This is a genomic window from Acinetobacter lwoffii, from assembly GCF_015602705.1.
GTDB lineage: Bacteria > Pseudomonadota > Gammaproteobacteria > Pseudomonadales > Moraxellaceae > Acinetobacter > Acinetobacter lwoffii_E.
This window is the reverse complement of the sequence record NZ_CP059081.1, coordinates 1,758,104-1,778,593: the sequence shown is the minus strand read 5'-3', so window position 1 is coordinate 1,778,593 and position 20,490 is coordinate 1,758,104. Positions and strand designations below refer to the sequence as shown.

Below are 20,490 nucleotides of genomic sequence, written 5' to 3'. Positions count from 1 at the left end.
TTATCAGCTTGAAATCCAGATACAGAAATTAAAGTCGCTTTTGAAATGCAGGATAATTCAATCTGTAAACCAGTAGAGCGAATCAAAGCCGAAGAAGAAATGTGGAATAATTGTACGATAAGGCAAGAGACACTCAATAAACTGATAAATATTGTTGGTTAGTCTTTACCCCTCGCTGTTTTTTTAAGACAATAGACAGCAGTTTTGAAAGTCTTTTCATCATTTCCTATTTCTGAATATTTTGGACTCTGATTTATGACAACCCCGCTTAATGAACGTCGTATTGCAAACGCAATTCGTGTATTGGCAATGGATGCTGTGCAAAAAGCAAACTCAGGACATCCAGGTGCTCCAATGGGGATGGCAGATATCGCTGATGTGGTTTGGCGTGAATTCATGAACCACAACCCGACCAACCCGAATTGGGCAAACCGTGACCGTTTTGTATTGTCAAATGGCCATGGCTCTATGCTTCAATATGCGCTTCTTCATTTAACGGGCTACGATCTTTCGATTGAAGATCTTAAAGCATTCCGTCAACTTCATTCTAAAACACCTGGTCACCCGGAGTTGGGCTATGCACCAGGGATTGAAACGACGACTGGTCCTTTAGGTCAAGGCATCGCGAATGCTGTCGGTTTTGCACTGGCTGAAAAAACTCTAGCTGCGCAATTCAACAAAGACGACATCCAAGTTGTAGATCACTTCACTTATTGCTTCCTCGGCGATGGCTGTTTGATGGAAGGTGTTTCTCACGAAGCATGTTCTTTGGCGGGTACATTGGGTCTGGGCAAATTGATTGCTTACTATGACGACAATGGCATCTCGATTGATGGCGAAGTGGAAGGCTGGTTCTCTGACGATACAGAACAACGCTTCTTGGCGTACGGCTGGCAAGTGATTAAAGTTGATGGCCACGATGCAGATGCAATCCGTCAGGCAACTGTTGAGGCGAAAGCTGAAACTGCTAAACCAACCATCATTATCTGTAAAACCGTGATTGGTTTGGGTTCACCAAACAAGCAAGGTAAAGAAGACAGTCATGGTGCACCACTCGGTCATGACGAAATCGTCTTGACTCGTGAAGCACTAGGCTGGACTGATGAAGCATTTGTAATTCCTGAAGATGTTTACGCAGCTTGGGATGCGAAAGCTAAAGGTGCTGAATCAGAAGCAGCTTGGAACGAAACATTTGCTGCTTATGCTGCAAAATATCCAACTGAAGCCGCTGAATTTAAACGTCGTTTATCTGGTGAATTACCGGCTGACTTCGTTGCAAAAGCGGATGCCTATATTGCAGAAGTGAATGCCAAAGCTGAAACAATTGCAACGCGTAAAGCCAGCCAAAATGCATTGCAAGCACTTGTTCCATTATTGCCAGAAGTTCTAGGTGGTTCTGCGGATCTTGCAGGTTCTAACCTGACCCTTTGGAAAGGCGCGCAAGGCGTACAGGACAATCCGGCAGGTAACTACGTACACTATGGCGTACGTGAATTCGGTATGACTGCAATCGCGAATGGTGTTGCACTGCATGGCGGGTTCATCCCTTATGTAGCAACATTCCTGATGTTTATGGAATATGCACGTAATGCGGTACGTATGTCTGCATTAATGAAACAGCGCGTGATCCATGTGTATACGCATGACTCAATTGGTCTGGGTGAAGATGGCCCAACGCATCAACCTGTTGAGCAGATCGCATCCCTTCGTGGGACACCAAACCTAAATACATGGCGCCCATGTGATACCGTTGAAGCAGCAATTTCTTGGAAATCTGCATTAACGCGTGCTGAAGGTCCAACCGCATTGATCTTCTCTCGTCAGAACTTGCCATTCCAAACCCGTACTCAAGCTCAAATTGAGAACGCTGCGAAAGGTGGCTATGTATTGGCTGAAGAAAAAGGCGAATTGAAAGCCATCATCATTGCAACTGGTTCTGAAGTATCTCTGGCAATGGAAGCTTATGCACAGCTTGAAGGCGTGCGTGTCGTGTCTATGCCATGTGCTGAAGAATTCATGAAGCAAGATGCAGCTTATCGTGAAGCGGTTCTTCCATCAAATATTCGTGCACGTGTTGCTGTTGAGGCTGCACATGTTGATTACTGGTGGAAATTTGTGGGTCTTGATGGTCGCGTAATCGGTATGACAACGTATGGCGAATCTGCACCTGCAAAAGATCTGTTCCAGTTCTTCGGTATTACTACTGAAGCAGTTGTAGCAGCTATAAAAGAGATTACTGCATAATCAACTGATTAAGCAGTTTTTTAAAAGGCGCTCCAGTTTTGGGGCGTCTTTTATTTTTTCGCTTTTTAGCGTTGTTTTCATGTGGCAACTGTTAGAAGGTTCTCCCATAGTCGAAATGAAAGAGTGAGATGAACATGAGCTTGTATGAACAAATTAACGATGAAATTACTTTAATGGATGCAGGCGAACTCAAGTGGATCGGACAGGAATTACCTCTTGAAGCGATGGTTGCAGTTGATTTAATGCTGCAAGAATTAGCCGAAGAAAAGGTCATTAAAGTGCGTCGTAAAAATCATGAAAAGACGACTGGCCTAAAACAGGTTGATCGTATTCTGGTTGAAAAACTTTAAACATAATGCATGAAAAGTCCCTGATTGGGACTTTTTTTATGCCGGATGATTTTCATCTGACAGGTTGCTTATGAGCACCAGATGAGATAAAGCTAAGTTTAGGCCGCTATAAAAATTCAGCGACCACTATTGAAACGACTTAAATTAAAGAAATAAGCCAAAGAAGCAGTTAAACATGAATATACAGTGCCAGATCCAGATCAAATCTCTAGAGCAAATATCACAGCCGGAATGGCTATTTTTATGGCAAGACTATCAACGCTTTTATCAGACCCAAATTTCGGATGAGGTAAGTAAAAATACCTGGGATAAATTAACTAATTATGAGTTAGATTCAATGTACGGTTTTGCGGCCTTGATTGATGGAAAGGTCGTAGGGATTGTGCATGTCATCGAACATAACAGTAGCTGGACAGTAAGACCCTATGCCTATTTACAGGATCTATTTACCCATCCTGATTATCGCGGACAGGGCGTGGCGCGCAAGCTGATTCAGCATGTCTATCAGGTCGCGCAGCAGCGTAATTGCGACCGGGTTTACTGGCTGACTCATGAATTAAACCATCAGGCACAAGCGTTGTATAACAAAGTCGCCAAGAAAACTGGATTCATCCAGTACCGTATGGATTAAAGCTCAAAAATTAAAAAAATAACTTACAATTTTATCGTTTCATCGCTGCAACAAAACGTTTTATCTTTAGGGCTGTAAACGGTTCCAGATTCTATACACTTAATAACATCCAAAACGTGAGATAAAAACATGAATTTCAAAACATTAGCATTAGGCTTGGCGGTCGCATCTGTAGCAACAGTTTCTATGGCAAAACCAGTGGCCTATACGATTGACCCGACTCATTCAGCAACGGTGTTCTCTTGGAGCCACTTTGGTTTCTCTACACCATCTGCAAACTTCAGTGACATCCAGGGTACGATTAATGTTGATAATGCAAAACCTGCGAATTCTTCGGTCAATGTGAATATCCCGGTTGCAAGCATTAATACGAATGTGAAAGCGCTGGATGACCATATTAAGACAGCAGAATTTTTTGATGCTGCCAAATATCCGAATATCACTTTTAAAAGTACTAAAGTTCAGGCTTTAGGCAAAAACAAATACAAAATCACCGGTAACTTAACCGTGAAAGATGTCACTAAACCTGTGGTACTGGATGCAGTTTTAAATAAACAAGGCGTACATCCAATGACCAAATTACAAACGATTGGTTTCAATGCAACCACTTCATTTAACCGCTCAGCCTTTGGGGTAGGCGGTTATGTTCCAAATGTGGGCGATAAAATTACAGTGAATATTACTACCGAGGCTTCTGTACCTGCTCCGAAAAAGTAAAAATGAAAAATTTAAAAAGCACCCAATTGGGCACTGCTGTCCCATAGTTTGCTTTAAATAAAAAAACCTGAGTCCTAACAGTTAAAATATGAGTGCAAACAAACACTTTAACGACCAGGATTCAGGTTTTGTCACATCAGAATACCGTATTTCATGAGCTAATTAAACCTGTTGTGCGACAGGATTTTGAACAACTTGCTAAAGTACACCATGTTGGACAGAAATTTAGAGCGGCTTCCCGGTGGGATCAGTTTATTGCCATATTGATGTCTCAATTCTCTTGTAGGCAAAGTCTGAGAGATATTCAATCCAATTTGGAGTGCCAACAGGAAAAGCTAAGTCATCTCGGAGCAAAGTCTATTCCCCGAAGCACGCTGGCACGAATCAATGAGCAGCAGCCTGCTGCCTTGTATCAACAGCTATTTTACAAGTTGCTTAAATACTATGAACACTCAAAAGTAGCTCATAAATTTCGCTTTAAGAATCCCTTGTATTCCTTGGATGCCAGTCATATTGACCTGTCGCTTTCCTTATGTGAATGGGCCAAAGTTCACGACTCAAAAGCCAGCATGAAACTCAGCATAGGATTGAATCACAGCAATGATATTCCTGAGTTTGTTGCAGTTGAAAATGGCAAAGAAAATGACATGGTACAAGGCCGCAAATTCCAGTTTCCTGCTGGCAGCATTGTAGTTTTTGATAAAGGCTATGTCGATTACCAATGGTATGCAAATCTGACTGCTCAAAACATTGGATTTGTCCCACGTTTTAGGCCTAAATCTGTGTATCAGGTGATCCGGCAACATCCAGTGCTTGAATCCAAAGGTATTCTAAAAGATGAAACCATTCAGCTGAATAGCGCACATGCCCTAAAAAGAAAAGCCCCAGTGTTAAGAAGAATTGAATATAGAGATCAGCAAAGTGGCAAGCACTTTAGCTTTCTCAGCAATAACTTTCATTTAGCCGCCTCCACCATTGCGGCGATTTATAAAGATCGTTGGAAAGTTGAGCTGTTCTTTAAGGCGATTAAGCAGAATCTCAAATTAAAAGCGTTTCTAGGCCGCAGCAGGAACGCAATTCAGACACAAATCTGGATTGCGATGATCGCCTATTTATTGGTGAGTTTCGCTCAACATTTAGGGAAAACAGGTTGGACAGTTCAACGTTTACTCAGAATAATTCAAGTGAATTTGTTTGAAAGAAGAACTTTAAAAGCTTTATTTTCACCCGATAAAATACCCATAAAACAAGAGGAAGCTCAAATGAGCTTCCTCTTGCGAAAAATTGTGGGACAGCAATGGCCAATTGGGTGCTTTTTTATTACGGTTATTTAAGTTGCAGATTTTCTAAATAATGCATCAATACCGAACTGGCTGCCTGTTCAAGCGCGGGCGCATAGCTTTGATGATCCGCCCGTAAGGCGGGAATATTGATCTGGGCTTTGCGTAACTCACAGGTATGTCCAATCAGCCATTTCTCTAAACTTTCACTGGCCACTTCAGCATGGAATTGTAGTGCTAGAATATTCTGTCCTACCCGAAAGGCCTGATTTGGATAAAGATCAGAGCTGGCCAGTAATTCTACCTGTTCAGGTAGGTCAAAGGTATCACCATGCCAATGCAGGACGTCAATATCCTCCAGAGCTTTTAGTGGATTGTTTTCAATAGAAGCAAGACTGAGTTTAGACCAGCCAATTTCCTTCACATCTCCGGGGTAGACTTTAGCATTCAATGCAGCAGCAATTAACTGCGCACCTAAACAGATGCCTAAAGTCGGTAAATTCTTTTCCAGTCGAACTTTAAGTAAGTCTATTTCTTGTTGTAAGAAAGGGTAATCCTCAGTTTCATAGACTGCAATCGGGCCACCGAGAATAATTGTTAATCCAGGATGTTTAAAAGCCTTGGTAAGATCATCGATGCCAGCTTCGAAATAACGCACACGTAAGCCGAGCTGATAAAAAATATCTTCCCAAGCACCTAAGTCTTCAAAAGCCAAATGTTGAATGGCATACACGGTATCGGGGAGGTGAGCTAAGTTCAGCATAGTTTTTTGATATCAAGAGAATGATTTAATTTAACGTGAATCAAAAGCAAAATAAAAGGCTTTATGCCTCACATCACATACATTATAGAAAATAATGAATATCGCTTCGCTATCGGCAACTGTATAAACATTTTTGTGTGATTGCTACATGAAGCGGGTCATTTTCCTTTTATATAGGAAAGAGAGTAGAGTAAGGCTGCCGTACTGAATAAAAACAACAAGCCTATCAGGATCAAGGATATGCAAAATATAAGTTTATATGTCGATAAAAACAGAATCAGCCCTTATGCCATGTCGGTCTATGTTGCCTTAAAAGAAAAGGGTTTAGATTTTCAGGAAATAGTGGTCGATTTAGATCAGCAGCAACAGAAATCTGCGGCTTATCAAGCCATTTGTCCAAGTGCTAAAGTTCCGTATTTAATAGTAGATAACTTTAGCCTGTTTGAATCATGGGCGATCACTGAATACTTGGAAGATGCCTTTCCAGCACCTAATTATCCAGCCTTATATCCAAAGGAAATTCATGCCAGAGCTAAATGTCGGGCCATACAAGCCTTGGTCAAAACGGATTTTATGCAAATCCGCCAGCAGATGCCTTCCGATTCGGTATTTCACCCAGCAAAAATATCTACACCTCTTACAGCTCCGATCACTGAAGAAATTCAGCGCTTGGTGAATGTGGCAGAATATATGCTGGAGGACATATGGTTGACTGAACACTGGTCAATTGCAGACTTTGATCTGGCCTTTATGTTGCATCGTTTGTTGAGCCATCAGGTGAAACTTCCTGTGAAAATAATAGAATATGTCGAGCGTAATTTTAAGCGTGCTTCGGTACAGGCCTGGCTGGCAGAATATGAAAAAGCTAAAACTTTAATCTAATGTCGACTGATAAAACAGTTCATAAAAAACCTACTTAAATAGGTAAAATTCAAGCGTAATATGAATCAGAACAAAACTTGAAAAGATGCTGAGGATACAGTCCTCGTTGAATAAGAAGGAGGGAGGGGTCGGTGGGGAATTCACATCATCATGAACATAGTCATGTCGCCGTGACTGCAAAAAATGCCAGAAAATTATCAATAGCGCTGGGATTAACCACCACTTTTTTAATTGTGGAAGTGATTGCTGGTTTTCTAACTCAAAGTTTGGCCTTACTTTCTGATGCTGCGCATATGTTTACCGATGCTGCTGCACTGGCTATCGCTTTAGTCGCTATCAAAATTGGACAAAAACCGGCAGACAATAAACGGACATTTGGTTATCAGCGCTTTGAGATTTTGGCTGCTTTGTTTAACGCCTTAATGCTGTTTGTGGTTGCGATTTATATCTTGTTTGAAGCTTATCAGCGTTTGAGTCATCCACCAGAAATTCAAAGCCTTGGCATGATGATTGTTGCTGTTTTGGGGCTGATCATTAATCTGATTTCCATGAAAATTCTGGTGTCTAGTAGTCAGGAAAGTCTCAATGTCAAAGGTGCTTATCTGGAAGTGCTCAGTGATGCACTGGGATCTGTAGGCGTGATTATTGGAGCACTAGTGATTTATTTCACCGGCTGGATGTGGATAGATACACTCATTGCAGTATTAATCGGATTTTGGGTATTGCCAAGAACCTGGATTTTGCTGAAACAGAGCATCAATATTCTGCTTGAAGGTGTGCCGGAGGAAATTGATATTGAAAAATTACGTCACGATCTTTTGGCGCTTGACGGGGTCCAGGATATTCATCAGCTCAAGGTCTGGGCGATTACTTCCAAAAAAGTCATGCTGACCGTGCATCTGGTTGCACCGAATGTGGATTATCAGAAACTGCGGCATCAGACCTTTGAGATGCTTCACCATGAGCATCATATTACCGAGATGACCTTGCAGATTGAAGCGGAAGATTGCCCGCCGGAACATCGGGGACAATCCTCACATCCGCATTCACATGCTGAAACCCATCAGCATTGAAGTGGAATAATCTAAGCATCGGGAAAGTTGATTATTTTTTTAAAAGTGAACGAATCACATCCAGATAACTTGGCGGAGCATCGACATACTGACGCTCCCTTAACATCTGATGCATTTTCGCCAGCTTTTGATGCGGCACAGAGGCCATCAAATGATGTTCAATATGATAGTTCACATGAATTGGGGCTACAAAAGCACGTGCCAGCCAGTCTGCACGGGTGGTGCGGGTATTGCTAAGGGCAGAATGACTGGTTTCTAATCCGGCATGCTCAGCCATGGCTCGGATGCGGATGAACAAAGGAAATGGAGTGATATAGGCAAGAGGCCATAATAAATACAGTTTGGGATGCCCACTGGCCCACAGTGCAGAAAAAATTGCTGCATTTGAGATGAGCATACCGGAACTGTTCTTAAATAGATTCTTTGCTAACTCTAAATTGCTGCGATCACCACGCGGAATTGGCTTGGGGTCATTGGAAACACTCCATTCCAGTAATTCAAGATCCATTAATACTCGACCAGCGAGAAATTTAAGCCCAGACTGCCCATTCAGGTCACGGAAGAATTTCCTAAATAATGATGTTTGCGTAATAGGGAAATTCTTCACCAACCCCAAGTCAGGATCATCTGGTTGCGAGGTTTTAGCATGATGTTTCAGATGATAAGGACGGTATTTGCTGACATCATTCCAGATCGGACGTGCACAGAGCCAGTCAGTCAAATGAGTGTTCAACCATTTGGTTTTAAATAGACTATGATGTGAAGCATCATGCATCAGTATGGCCAGCGTAAGCTGGCGTCCAGCCAAAATGGCCAATGCCAATGCACACATCAGGACTTTTCCCCACGTAGGTAAATATTCCCAGCTATAGGCGACCGTGCCAAAGGTCATGACAATTACGGTCCAGGTTGAACCTACTGCCCAAGCACCATGCAAGTCTGAGGTCGTGGTGAGTTCTTTAATTTCATCACGACTAAAAAGTTCTGTGACACTGACCTTGCTGTTCATTTTTCTGCCTATATTTAGTTCTTATTGCTTTATTCAATATATTTGGATGAAATATTACAGTCAATTTATTTTTGTGTATAAAAAAGAAATAAATTAGACCCCTTGGTCTTTAAAATAGTGTTGCCATAAAAGTTGACCCTGTTTTTCTATTTTGCGGACTGCGAGCTCAAATTGTTGTCGGGCATCGGTGTCTATCCATTCTGCAGGAAGCAAAGGATCAGCACGTAAACTAAACAGGGCAGATTTACCTAGATAAAAGGCACTTTTTGCAGCCTCTGCTAAAGTCAGATTTTGGTAATTTTCAAACCAGTCGTTAATATCATGCTGTACTGCATGATAGGTCTGATGTAGCTCTTCGATATCCCATAAATCACGAATTTCGGTTTCACTTTCCAGTTGACTGACTTGGAAAAAACGTGCGTCAGGATCTAATCCAAACTGGATTACAGCTGTTTTTAATGGACTTAGGTTTAGCGTTAAATTATCGGGACGAATAAAAACATTTTGCTCTAGTTCCTGAAAACCATAATAACGCAGCGCTTTTTCTCTTTTAGATAAGGCGGTACGGTCTACACGTCCCAAAGTGCCGGTATAGACCAATACATATTTTCCGTTCCATGTGGTCGCCGTTTGCATATCAGGGTGTTTGTTTAAGCTGATAAAAGAAGTATCGAATTTTTTCTCTAGCAATTGATACACGCCGCGTTCCACAGCTTGAATGAAATTTTCCTGATTTAATCGAGCCACAGCTACACGGATACCATTGTCAGATATACCCAATAATTCAGCAGCAGCTAATATCCGCTTAATAGTCAAGGTTGAGTTCTTAGAAGCGTAGAGTAAGTCTAAAACAAGATGACGAGCATTCAATTTATAAGTCATGAAACGATATCGTAATTAAAAGAATTGAAAGTTTTGAAGTTTATTTACAATAGCACTTTGTCATGAATAACCCAAAAAAATGTCAGGGTGAAAGAGAATGAATAAGTGATTTGAGATATGCATTTTATTAATAAATTTTTTTCAAACACAATAAAAAACCCTTATCTTTCGATAAGGGTTTTTCGTATTCTGGAGCGGGAAAGGAGACTCGAACTCCCGACCCCAACCTTGGCAAGGTTATGCTCTACCAACTGAGCTATTCCCGCAATGAGGTGAATTATAGAGAATTCCACAGCAGTGTCAACTCTCTATAAATCTGTTTGATTAATTAATCAGCACGACGCCAAACTGTACCTTGACGGGTATCCTCAAGTACCACGCCTTGATCAAGTAAAGATTGACGAATCTCATCCGCACGTGCGAACTCTTTGGCTTTCTTGGCATCCTGACGCTGTTGAATCAAATCTTCAATTTGTTCAGGTGACAATCCTAGAGCTTCTTGACCAATGTCAGATTTGAGGAACTCATCTACATTTTGCTGTACCAGACCGAGAATGTTGGTCAGATGGCGTAAAGTTGCGTAGTAGATCGCTGCCTGTTCCGCATTTTCTTCTTTCACGGTACGATTCAGCTCTTTATTGATTTCGAACAATACCGCAATCGCTTCAGGCGTATTGAAATCATCACGCATAGCGGCATTGAAACGCTCAACCAAAGCCTCATCCAGAGTTTCAATCAGATGATCACCATAAACCGCCTGATAGGTTTTAAAAGAATGGTAGAAACGAGACAAGGTATTTTTTGCTTCTTTTAAGGCAACATCCGAGTAATTCACCGGGCTACGATAATGGGAAGAGACAATAAAGTAACGCACCACTTCCGGATGGAATTTTTCAATCACGTCGCGAATGGTGAAGAAATTGCCTAAAGACTTCGACATTTTCTCGCCATCGACATTAATAAATCCGGCATGCATCCAGTAATTGACATACTGTTCACCAGTTGCTGCTTCAGATTGTGCAATTTCATTTTCATGATGCGGGAAGGTTAAATCAGCACCACCGCCATGAATATCGAAATGATTGCCTAGGCAGCAGGTCGACATTGCGGAACATTCAATATGCCAGCCTGGACGGCCATTGCCCCAAGGTGATGCCCATGACGGTTCATTTTCCTTGGCATGTTTCCACAGTACAAAGTCAAACGGATGTTTCTTTTCGACTTCAACATCGACACGTTCAGATGCACCGGCTTGCATATCTTCCAGTTTACGGCCAGAAAGGCGACCGTATTTGGCAAACTTCTCGACCTCAAAGTAGACATCGCCATTATTGGAAGGATAAGCCGTACCTTTGTCGACCAGGTTGCCGATCATATCTTGCATCTGATCGATATAATCTGTTGCTTTAGGTGCAACATCAGGTGCAAGGCAGCCCAGTTTGGCAAAGTCTTCATTCATCGCATCAATAAAGCGACCTGTTAATTCTGAGATACTTTCGCCATTTTCATTGGCACGTTTAATAATTTTGTCGTCAATATCCGTAATATTACGCACATATTTGACTTTCCAGCCTTGGCTACGCAGGAAGCGGATAATATAGTCAAATGCAACCACTGTACGTGCATGTCCAATATGACAGTAGTCATAAACCGTCATTCCACAGACATACAGGTCAATCTGACCTTCAACACGAGGTACGAATTCTACTTTTTTGCGTTGCTCTGAGTTATATAGAACAAATGGTTGCATAGCTGTTCAAAAGACTTCAAATAAAAGGATGAATCATCTTAACCTAAGCATAATTATTCATAAAGATAAAAGCGTAAAAAGCCTCAGTTATTTAGGGGAGTTAGGCGACAAGAGTGATTTAGGAAGAAGAGGTTTAGGAAGTGAAATGGCGATATTGAGCTTACATTTTCAGAGGCAGTGTTTGCCAGTATGATTGAATTATATTTGAATGAGTCTGGTCTGATTTGAACCAAACCTATTTTGGATAGCGTAAGCGTGTTCCCCTAAAAAATAAAAATAAGTACATTCTATAGTTTTAAAAATGGAGCGAATGTAGAGGTGGAGATACCAGATTGCGCAAGTTGAATACAATCTGAATATATTAAAAATCCGTCGAATCTTCTACATTTAGAAAGCTTACAATTGCATAGCTATGCTAAAATTGCGAAAATTATGCCCATCAAACCAGAGTTTTTCTCTGTCCTTAGCGTAGGTAAACAGGCTTTGAATCCACAAAAAACAGCGAATCAACTAGATTTCCAGAAAGTCGCACTTGAAACACTTCGCATCGAAGAAAATGCACTACAGATTTTAGCAACACAGATTGATGACCGTTTTAGCTGGGCATGTGAAATTATTCTACAGTGTACTGGCCGTCTGGTGATTACCGGAATGGGCAAGTCAGGTCATATTGGCCGTAAAATGGCGGCGACCTTTGCTTCGACCGGAACACCGTCGTTCTTTATGCATCCGGGTGAAGCCGGTCATGGCGACTTGGGTATGCTGGTGGCTGGTGATGTGCTGATTGCAATTTCAAACTCGGGCAAGAGTGATGAAATCATGATGCTGATGCCGCTGATCAAGCATCTGGAAATTCCGCTGATTACCATCAGTGGTGATGATCGTGGTCCAATGCCACAAAATGCTGATGTAGCTTTAACGCTGGGTAATATTCAGGAGGCTTGTCCACTGGGTTTAGCGCCGACATCGTCAACGACGGCAACATTGGCTTTGGGCGATGCTTTGGCGGTAGCTTTATTGGATGCTCGCGGCTTTACCTCGGATGATTTTGCACGCTCACATCCTGCAGGTGCGCTGGGTAAGCGTCTGTTATTGCATGTGAAGCATCTGATGCGTACTGGCGCAGATTTACCTAAAGTCTCGCCAGATACCGCCATGAATAAAGTATTGTACGAAATTTCCAACAAGCGCTTGGGCTTAACCACAGTCGTCGATGAAAATGATGTGTTGCTGGGGATTTTTACCGATGGTGACTTGCGTCGCTTGATTGATAAGCAGCAAGGTTTTGATGTCAATCTGGCTATTCAGGACGTGATGACCAAAAATCCGTTGACCATTTCTCAGGAAGCACGTGCAGTGGTGGCACTGGAACGTATGAATGAGCATAAAATTAATCAATTTGTAGTTGTTGATGATGCCAATAAAGTCATTGGTGTGATTAGTATGCATGACCTGATTCAGGCTGGGGTAAATTAATAAATGGCATCTTATGTATTATTAGAGCAGGCACGTCATATTGCAGCACTGGTGCTTGATGTAGATGGTATTTTAAGTGATGGCTTTGTAACGCTGACTAATACTGGCGATGAGATCAAATCCTTTGATATTCGTGACGGTCTGGGCATGAAACTGGTTCAGCAAGCAGGGATCAAGGTGATTATTATCACCGGACGTAAAAGCAATATCGTAGAAAAGCGTATGTCGGATCTGGGTGTTGATCTGGTCTATCAGGGCCGTGAAGACAAAGGTACAGCACTTCGTGAAGCCTGCGCACAGCTCAACATTGATCCTGAAGATTGCCTGTACATGGGCGATGACTGGCCTGATCTGTCTGCTTTTGCCATTGCCGGCATGAAAGTGACCGTGCCTAATGGTCATGTTGAAGTTCGCCGCCGTGCCGATCTGGTGACTCAGGCCCAAGGTGGACGTGGTGCGGTGCGTGAAATCTGCGATATGCTGTTAATGTCCAAAGGCATGTACCAAGAGTTACTTGAAAAATATACTCGTGCGCCTTATTAATAAGTCATATCTTTTGGATTAAGTACACCGCTTATGGATACTAAAGTTTTATATATTACGGCTGTGATTATTGCCGCAATAAGTGGTGGTTATTACTATTACAGCGGCAAGGGCAACAAGCTGCAGGCAGACTCTGCGCGCAGCATGACCTATTCCGCTCAAAATATTAACTTAACCCAGACAGATGAAGCAGGCCAGGTGTCGGTTCGTGCCCAAGTGGACCGACTTGAGCAGAACCTGCAGCTAGAAACCTCAAAGCTGGAAAATCTGCGAGCATCGACCTATGACAACGGTAAAGTCGATGCGACTTTCTTTGCCAAAATGGCGCATGGTTATGATGACAATACAAAAGTTGTACTCTCTCAAGAAGTGCTCGCCACCAAAATCATGCAAAATGGGAAAATGCAGTTCCGTACTGAAGAACTGACCGCTTTTCCGAAAACACGTGAAATTGAAACAGACAAGACAGTGATTGTGGAATCTCCACAGGCTGAATTTGTCAGCCAGGGTCTTAAAGCCAATCTTAATGATGGTCAATACGAATTCTTTAATATTCGAGGAAAGTATGAACCAAACTCCTAAAGCCAAAATGATGCACACTTTCCTAAAGCGTATGACGCTGGCGACTGTGGTTGGACTCGGTTCAATCACTGCTTTTGCCCTGCCATCTGACCGTAACCAGCCAATTACCTTGCTGGCTGACCGGGCGACTTTCAATGAGCGGACGGGTGTGACGACGTATTCGGGCAATGTCATCATTGAACAGGGCACTATGAAGCTGCAAGCCAATTCAATTGTGGCCAATCTGAACAATAAGCGCCAAATCAGTCTGATTACGGCGACAGGCAGCCCGGCACAGTTCCAGCAAAAAGTGGATCCGGCCAAGGGTCTTGCCAAAGGCCAGGCGCAGAAAATTGTCTATAATGCTGAAACTGGCATTATTACCCTGTCAGGTAATGCACTGTTGCAGCAGAATGGTGCCAGTATTCGTGGTGCGACTTTAAAATACAGCATGAACAAGGGTGATGTTGAAGCCATCGGTACACCGAATAAAACCGGTTCAGCTGAAGGTCGCGTAAAAATTGTGATTCCCCCATCTAGTTCAACATCCTTCCCGGGAGCGCGTGATTAATGGAGCAATCGCAGCAGGTTCAAACCCTCACCATTAAACATCTGGCGAAAAATTATAATAAACGCTGGGTAGTGAAAGATGTGTCGTTCAGCATGGAAAGTGGTCAGATTGTCGGGTTGCTGGGACCGAATGGCGCCGGTAAAACCACCAGTTTCTATATGGTGGTCGGTCTGGTGCGGATGGATAAGGGGGAAATCTATCTCGATGATCTGGATCTTTCCGACCTCGCAATGCATGAACGGGCACGTAAGGGAATTGGTTATTTGCCGCAGGAAGCTTCGATTTTCCGAAAACTGACGATTTCTGAAAATATTATGGCGATTCTGGAAACCCGTAAAGACTTGACCAAGGCACAGCGTCAGCAACGTCTGGCGGAGCTACTGGCAGACTTTAAAATCACCCATATCAAAGATTCCTTGGGTATGAGTGTATCCGGTGGGGAGCGACGTCGTGCCGAGATTGCACGTGCACTTGCGGCGGACCCAAAATTTATGCTACTCGATGAACCTTTTGCCGGTGTCGATCCGATTTCGGTTGGAGATATTAAGGATATTATTACGACCTTGAAAGATCGCGGGATTGGGGTACTGATTACCGATCATAACGTACGTGAAACGCTGGCGATTTGTGAGCATGCTTATATTGTTAGTGAAGGTGCATTGCTTGCTGAAGGTACACCAGAAGAAATCCTGGCGAATGAGACCGTAAGAAAAGTTTATCTGGGTGATGATTTCACTGTTTAAATAATCCTGCTTTATATAAAAACCCTGCATCAGACGCCAGTTGTCGGATGCAGGGTTTTTTTTGATCAAATCAAAGTGAAAAAGATTTCTTTTAAAGTGATTTGACCTATTGTTATGCTAAAACAAGAAAACATTACATAATTATGCGATTTAGAGCAGAACACTTTTAAAAGAAATCAGGGGAAAACAGAATGAAAAAGAAGGAGATTAATTCTTCTTTTGCCTTTATCTGTGTCTTTGGGGCATGCAGAAAGCTCACCCCATTATTTTACCAATCTCAAGAATGGCTTGGGTCAGCTGATTGTACCCAAGCCGACACGGTCAGCGCATACCATTGATATTACCTCGCTCGGTCATTATTCATTAGATACATCAAAAGTAGCTGAGCTGCCGCAAATTACCCGGCCACAGTCAGGACAGCCAGCTTTCAGTCCTACGGTCACAGCTGGTATTCCACAAAAAATGAATTTGGTGGAAGCTGTACACCGGGCAGTGCAGCGACGTCCTGAAATCACACAGAGTATTTCGACATTATCTGCGCAGGCCGCGAATATCGATGTGGCGAGAGCGGGTTATTATCCGCAGGTATCCGGTGGTATCGGGACAGGTGACCTCACTTCCGGTGAACGTGGACGTCAAATCGTTTCTTTGAATGCTACCCAGATGCTGTATGACTTTGGCAAAATTAAAACCAATGTTAGTGTAGAAGAAGCCCGTTTGGCAGAAGAACAGGCAAGGGTGCTGGTTAGTCTGGATCAGGTCGCATTTGAAGTGGCTGATGCAATAGTGAATATCAAACGCTATCAGCAAATCACCCAGATTGCCCAACAGCAGATTCAGGGCATTGGACGGATTGCAGAAATTGCCAATTTGCGTGCCCGCGCCGGGATCAGCAGTCAGGCCGACCCGATTCAGGCCCAGTCCAATCTGGAAGCAGCGCAATCGAATCTGATTGTTCAGCAGACCCAACTCAGACAATATCAAAAACGCTTGCGTACCTTGCTAGGATTTGATGTATCCGCCATTGAATGGGATATTCCTGATCGTATTGTGGCACAGGCCGATCTTTATCAAGATCCGGAATTTACCCAGATTCCGAACATGATTCTGGCACATGCCGGGGTCAATGTTGCCCGTTCGCAAAAAGATCAGGCGCGATTAAGTTCTTATCCGACTATTAGTGTTAAAGGTAGTCTAAGTCAGGCGATGAATGGGCGAAATCCAAATAATAATGAAGATGATGGCTTCTATAATTCAGTCATGATTGAAGTCAGCAGTAATTTGTATCAGGGTGGTGCAACGCGTTCACAGACCCGTGCCGCAAGCTATGCCGAAGAAGCTGCACGCGCACAGGTTAATACGGTCTATCTGGATGTGCTAGATCAGGTGCGCTTGATCCGCGAGCAAATTGAAAATAAACAAAAACAAATGGGGGTTTTATCCCAGCGCCGCGCAACCACGATACGCACCAAAGAGCTGTATCAAGAACAATATAAATTGGGTACCCGAACCGTGGTGGATTTGCTGAATGCAGAGCAAGCCATTCATAGTGCCGCGCAGGAAATTGAATCGGCACGCTATGATATTTATTCGGCGATCGTACAGTACATTCAGGTCACGGGCCGTACACGGGATATTTATGCGCTTAACAGTATTTCTATTCAGGGGTTTGAAGTTCAGCCATGAGTACTACAATAATAAATTATCAACCTTGGCTTCATGCAGTTTTAAATATTGCCAGGCATTACCGGATCGAACCTTCTGAGGAGCGGATTCGCCTGCAACTGGACTGGAATCAGCATCATGACATTGATGACATGCTCAAGATTGTCAGTCGTCAGATGGGTTTAAATCTCCGTAAAAATAAATTTGAGCGCAGCCTGCTGAATCCATGGCGTTTACCTTTAATGGTTGAATTCGATAGTGGTGATGTGGGCGTGATTGAACGCATCGATACACAGGGGAATGTCAGCATTCAGCTCAGTGGTGATGAAGGTTTATCTCAAAGCTTTACAGTTGAACAATTAGATACTGGCGTAAAGCATCTTTATGTACTGCGTCCTGAATCTTCAGTTCCGGATGCGCGGGTGGATGAATATATCAAACCTTTTGAAAAAAACTGGTTCTGGTCGATTGTCCTGAATGACTGGAAGCGTTATATCGATGTGATGTTTGCATCTTTAATTGCCAATATTCTGGCACTGGCCACGATAGTCTTCTCGATGAATGTCTATGACCGTGTCATTCCATCACAGTCCATTCCGACGTTATGGGTGTTGGCCGGTGGTGTGCTGATCGCCGCGATTTTTGAGTTTGTTTTACGTGTCTCGCGGATCTATCTATCAGACATTATTGGTAAACGTGCGGATTTAAAAATTTCTGACCGGGTTTTCGGTCATTCATTACGTATCAAAAATAGTGAACGTTCTAAATCAACAGGAACCTTCATTTCACAAATTCGCGAGCTGGAAGGCGTCCGCGAACTGGTGACTTCAACCACAGTCACGGCGATTGTCGATCTGCCATTCTTCTTCCTGTTCTTAGGCATCTTCTGGGTGATCGGTGGCAATCTGTTCTGGGTCATGTTACTCGTTGTGCCCTTAATGATTCTTCCGGGAATGCTGGCGCAGAAAAAACTGGCACAGCTGGCGCAATTGGGCATGCGCGAATCTGCCATCCGCAATGCCTTGCTGGTAGAAGCCGTACAAGGAATTGAAGACATCAAGCTGTTAAGAGCTGAAACACGTTTCCAGAATCAGTGGAACCATATGAATGAAGTGTCAGCTGATGTCAGCATGCAGCAACGTAAAATTTTCGGCTTGATGACCGCCTGGACCCAAAAAATTCAGGGACTGACCTTTGCAATTGTAGTCTTGGTCGGGGCTTTTGCGGTGATGGAGGGTGACATGACCACAGGCGCACTGGTGGCCTGTTCGATTCTATCTTCACGCATGCTGGCACCAATTTCACAAATTACGGGTGTACTGGGTCGCTTGCAACAGGCTAAAGTCGCCAAGGCTGGTTTGGATGAACTCATGAAAAAACTGGTGGACCAGCCGGATTATTCGCACCTGATTCATCGTTCGGCACTGGATGGGCATTATGAGCTCAACGGTGTGGTGTTCAAATATGGCGATGATGATCCGAAACCGAGTTTGATGATTCCCAAGCTAGAGATCAAGCCCGGGGAGAAAATTGCAATTCTGGGCCGTAATGGTGCAGGAAAATCGACCTTATTGCAGCTCTTGTCTGGGATGCAGACACCGTTACAGGGCAAGGTCAAGCTGGATGGGATTGATCTGACCCTGATTGATCCGTCAGATGTGCGGCGTGATATGAGTTTGCTAAATCAGAACTCGCAGTTATTTTATGGTTCAATTCGTGAAAACCTGACTTTGGGTGCACCTTTGGCCACCGATCAACAAATTCTGGAAGCCTTACAAATTACCGGTGCACTGGGATTTGTACAGGAGAAAAAAGAAGGGCTGGATCATATCATTTTAAAAGGCGGTGTCGGCTTCTCTGGTGGACAGCGTCAAGCCTTGTTATTGGCGCGGTTGTTGATCCGTCAACCAAAAATTTTGCTGCTGGATGAACCGACCGCTGCTATTGATGATGTGTCAGAAAAACAGTTGATTGATCATCTTAAAGGCTATTTAACCCATCGTACGATGATCGTTGCGACTCATCGCCGTGCGGTATTGGAACTGGTGGACCGTATTCTGGTGGTCAATGATGGCAAGATTGTGATGGATGGACCACGGGATCAGATCCTGAATCAATCGCAAGGTGGTAAGAAGCGGGTTGTGGGAGCAAGTGCATGAGTGAACTACAGCAACTAAAACGTTCCAGCAAGGTCAGCTTTCAGGAACCGCCATTACCCAAATCAAGTGTCATCATCTGGATTATCGGCATTGGCCTATTGGTATTGCTGAGCTGGGCCTGGTTATTCAAATTGGAAGAAGTATCTACCGGTACTGGAAAAATAATTCCATCATCCAAAGAGCAGGTGATTCAGTCTCTGGACGGCGGTATTCTCACCACACTCAACGTCAAAGAAGGTGAAATTGTCGAGCGTGGGCAAGTATTGGCTCAGCTTGATCCGACCCGCTTTGAATCCAACGTCGGTGAATCAGAATCCTTGCTGGTTTCGTCACGTGCTACTTCAGCCCGTTTACGTGCGGAAGTCACCGGCGCACCGTTGGTCTTTCCTGAAGAAGTGTTGAAATACCCCAAATTGGTTAAAGAAGAAACGGCCCTGTATCAGTCGCGTCGAGCCAATTTGCAAGAATCTGTTGCAGGCCTGGAACAGGCTTTGTTACTGGTGCAGCAAGAACTAGAAATGACCGCACCATTAGTTGCCAAAGGGGCAGCCAGTGAAGTTGAAGTGTTGCGTCTAAAACGTGAAGCCAACGATTTGCGTAATCAAATGAATGATATCCGTAATCAATATTATGTAAATGCGCGGCAAGAGCTGTCCAAAGCCAATACCGATGTGGAAACCCAGCAACAGGTGGTACGTGGCAAGTCGGATACTTTGAGCCGAACTGTTTTTAAATCACCGGTTCGCGGTGTAGTCAAAGAGATTGATGTGATGACGCTGGGCGGCGTGATTCCACAAAATGGCAAGTTGATAACCATCGTGCCACTGGATGAAAAATTACTGGTTGAAGCACGAATCTCGCCGCGTGATATTGCCTTTATTCGCCCTGATCAGGAAGCATTGGTTAAAATTACAGCTTATGATTATTCGATCTATGGTGGGTTGAATGGTAAAGTTGCGATGATTTCACCGGATACCTTGCGTGATGAAGTCAAGCAGGATCAATTTTATTATCGGGTGTATATCCGTACCGATAGCGACAAGCTCAGCAATAATGCCGGGCAGGAGTTCAATATTACTCCAGGGATGGTGGCCACCGTGGATATTCGTACTGGTTCAAAAACCGTGATGGATTATCTGATCAAGCCATTTAATAAAGCCAAAGAAGCCTTGCGTGAACGGTAATATTTGC

At 43.4% G+C, this 20,490-nt stretch carries 19 protein-coding genes and 1 tRNA gene; 15 read left to right on the top strand and 5 right to left on the bottom strand.

Annotated elements, in window-relative coordinates; translation table 11 throughout:
- Window positions 1–255 precede the first annotated feature (255 nt).
- The 5 genes from tkt to H0S56_RS08535 all read left to right on the top strand — a co-directional run bounded on the left by tkt (window position 256) and on the right by H0S56_RS08535 (window position 5,276).
- Window positions 256–2,244: a transketolase gene (tkt, locus tag H0S56_RS08555; protein WP_195724848.1), complete on the top strand. Its 1,989-nt coding sequence runs from the start codon at window positions 256–258 to the stop codon at window positions 2,242–2,244.
- 134 nt (window positions 2,245–2,378) lie between these two features.
- Window positions 2,379–2,594, top strand: coding sequence for a hypothetical protein (locus H0S56_RS08550; protein ID WP_004729883.1), 216 nt, complete (start codon window positions 2,379–2,381; stop codon window positions 2,592–2,594).
- A gap of 175 nt (window positions 2,595–2,769) precedes the next feature.
- Window positions 2,770–3,225, top strand: coding sequence for a GNAT family N-acetyltransferase (locus H0S56_RS08545; protein WP_004729882.1), 456 nt, complete (start codon window positions 2,770–2,772; stop codon window positions 3,223–3,225).
- 129 nt (window positions 3,226–3,354) lie between these two features.
- The gene (locus tag H0S56_RS08540; RefSeq protein ID WP_004646669.1) at window positions 3,355–3,942 is read left to right on the top strand and encodes a YceI family protein; all 588 of its coding nucleotides are present in this window, start codon (window positions 3,355–3,357) and stop codon (window positions 3,940–3,942) included.
- 128 nt (window positions 3,943–4,070) lie between these two features.
- Window positions 4,071–5,276 (top strand): IS4-like element ISAbe18 family transposase, encoded by a 1,206-nt coding sequence (locus H0S56_RS08535; RefSeq protein WP_195726072.1) that lies wholly within the window; start codon window positions 4,071–4,073, stop codon window positions 5,274–5,276.
- Here H0S56_RS08535 and H0S56_RS08530 read toward each other — a convergent pair.
- Window positions 5,269–5,985, bottom strand: a complete 717-nt coding sequence (locus H0S56_RS08530) for a glutamine amidotransferase (protein ID WP_195724847.1) — start codon at window positions 5,983–5,985, stop codon at window positions 5,269–5,271. The genes H0S56_RS08535 and H0S56_RS08530 overlap by 8 nt on opposite strands.
- Window positions 5,986–6,225: 240 nt before the next feature.
- Between H0S56_RS08530 and yfcF the strand changes: the two genes are divergently transcribed.
- Both yfcF and H0S56_RS08520 read left to right on the top strand, forming a co-directional pair.
- Complete coding sequence (gene yfcF, locus H0S56_RS08525; RefSeq protein ID WP_195724846.1) at window positions 6,226–6,867, top strand: glutathione transferase; 642 nt, start codon at window positions 6,226–6,228, stop codon at window positions 6,865–6,867.
- Window positions 6,868–6,998: 131 nt separating this feature from the next.
- Window positions 6,999–7,940, top strand: a complete 942-nt coding sequence (locus H0S56_RS08520) for a cation diffusion facilitator family transporter (protein ID WP_004646672.1) — start codon at window positions 6,999–7,001, stop codon at window positions 7,938–7,940.
- Between the two features lie 31 nt (window positions 7,941–7,971).
- Here H0S56_RS08520 and H0S56_RS08515 read toward each other — a convergent pair whose 3' ends face one another.
- From H0S56_RS08515 to cysS, 4 genes are all read right to left on the bottom strand, one after another.
- On the bottom strand, window positions 7,972–8,949 hold the full coding sequence (locus H0S56_RS08515; protein ID WP_195724845.1) for a fatty acid desaturase family protein: 978 nt from the start codon (window positions 8,947–8,949) through the stop codon (window positions 7,972–7,974).
- Window positions 8,950–9,042: 93 nt separating this feature from the next.
- Window positions 9,043–9,831, bottom strand: a complete 789-nt coding sequence (locus H0S56_RS08510) for a PaaX family transcriptional regulator C-terminal domain-containing protein (protein WP_195724844.1) — start codon at window positions 9,829–9,831, stop codon at window positions 9,043–9,045.
- Between the two features lie 190 nt (window positions 9,832–10,021).
- Window positions 10,022–10,097: transfer RNA gene (locus H0S56_RS08505), tRNA-Gly, on the bottom strand.
- 62 nt (window positions 10,098–10,159) lie between these two features.
- Window positions 10,160–11,581 carry a cysteine--tRNA ligase gene (gene cysS / locus H0S56_RS08500; protein WP_195724843.1) on the bottom strand — a complete coding sequence of 474 codons (1,422 nt, stop codon included), beginning with the start codon at window positions 11,579–11,581 and terminating at the stop codon, window positions 10,160–10,162.
- Window positions 11,582–12,013: 432 nt separating this feature from the next.
- Here cysS and H0S56_RS08495 point away from each other — a divergent pair, with 432 nt between their 5' ends.
- The 8 genes from H0S56_RS08495 to H0S56_RS08460 all read left to right on the top strand — a co-directional run bounded on the left by H0S56_RS08495 (window position 12,014) and on the right by H0S56_RS08460 (window position 20,483).
- Window positions 12,014–13,057, top strand: a complete 1,044-nt coding sequence (locus H0S56_RS08495; protein WP_227554879.1) for a KpsF/GutQ family sugar-phosphate isomerase — start codon at window positions 12,014–12,016, stop codon at window positions 13,055–13,057.
- Window positions 13,058–13,060: 3 nt separating this feature from the next.
- Window positions 13,061–13,600, top strand: a complete 540-nt coding sequence (locus tag H0S56_RS08490) for a KdsC family phosphatase (protein ID WP_004279958.1) — start codon at window positions 13,061–13,063, stop codon at window positions 13,598–13,600.
- A gap of 33 nt (window positions 13,601–13,633) precedes the next feature.
- The gene (gene lptC, locus H0S56_RS08485; RefSeq protein WP_004646678.1) at window positions 13,634–14,182 is read left to right on the top strand and encodes an LPS export ABC transporter periplasmic protein LptC; all 549 of its coding nucleotides are present in this window, start codon (window positions 13,634–13,636) and stop codon (window positions 14,180–14,182) included.
- A complete protein-coding gene (lptA, locus tag H0S56_RS08480) occupies window positions 14,166–14,732 on the top strand; it encodes a lipopolysaccharide transport periplasmic protein LptA (RefSeq protein WP_195724842.1) in 567 nt (188 codons plus the stop codon). Before lptC ends, lptA begins: the two co-directional genes overlap by 17 nt.
- On the top strand, window positions 14,732–15,475 hold the full coding sequence (gene lptB, locus H0S56_RS08475; RefSeq protein WP_195724841.1) for an LPS export ABC transporter ATP-binding protein: 744 nt from the start codon (window positions 14,732–14,734) through the stop codon (window positions 15,473–15,475). The genes lptA and lptB overlap by 1 nt, the downstream gene beginning before the upstream one ends.
- A 219-nt stretch (window positions 15,476–15,694) precedes the next feature.
- Entirely contained in the window at window positions 15,695–17,161 is a 1,467-nt protein-coding gene (locus H0S56_RS08470; RefSeq protein ID WP_195724840.1) for a TolC family outer membrane protein, read from the top strand.
- Window positions 17,158–19,299: a type I secretion system permease/ATPase gene (locus H0S56_RS08465; RefSeq protein ID WP_195724839.1), complete on the top strand. Its 2,142-nt coding sequence runs from the start codon at window positions 17,158–17,160 to the stop codon at window positions 19,297–19,299. Before H0S56_RS08470 ends, H0S56_RS08465 begins: the two co-directional genes overlap by 4 nt.
- A complete protein-coding gene (locus tag H0S56_RS08460; protein WP_195724838.1) occupies window positions 19,296–20,483 on the top strand; it encodes an HlyD family efflux transporter periplasmic adaptor subunit in 1,188 nt (395 codons plus the stop codon). Before H0S56_RS08465 ends, H0S56_RS08460 begins: the two co-directional genes overlap by 4 nt.
- Window positions 20,484–20,490: the final 7 nt, after the last annotated feature.